Consider the following 575-nt stretch of genomic DNA (forward strand, 5'->3'; position numbering starts at 1 on the left):
TATTGCACACATTATCTGCTTGAACTCGGATTTCTTCGACACTTGCGGCGATGTTATCTGCAACGACACCTTGTTCCTCAGCCGCAGTCGCAATTTGAATACTGCTGTCTGAGATGGTTTGGTTTTTATCGGCAAGCGAGCCAATCTCTTGGTTTACTTCTGCCATCAGGTTTTGACCTTCGTTGGCATTGTTTACCGTAACTTCCATAAGTTTGGTAAGGGATTGACTGTTACGCTGTAATGATTCAATCATCGCTTGAATCTCAACGGTTGCTTGTTGAGTACGGCCTGCAAGAGCACGGACTTCATCCGCAACAACCGCAAAGCCTCGACCTTGTTCACCTGCACGAGCCGCTTCAATTGCAGCGTTCAAGGCGAGTAGGTTAGTTTGCTCAGAGATGCCGTTGATTGTTGTCACAACTTCATCAATTTGCGCTGCATTTGCATCTAGCTCTTCAACCGCTTGAGAAGCAGATTGAATCTCATTCGACAGATTTGAAATCGAATGAAGCGTATTTTCGACTTTCACTTGGCCTGATTGAGCCACACTACGTGCATCATCCGTCTGTGTGCTT

The 575-nt window shown here is 46.1% G+C and carries 1 protein-coding gene; it reads right to left on the reverse strand.

Going from position 1 to position 575, the window contains the following annotated elements; genetic code table 11:
• Nucleotides 1-575, reverse strand: a 575-nt coding sequence (locus R7093_RS26920) for a methyl-accepting chemotaxis protein (RefSeq protein WP_318147236.1), incomplete at both ends; no start/stop codon positions are given.

The sequence above is a fragment of the Vibrio sp. 1580 genome (assembly GCF_033340055.1).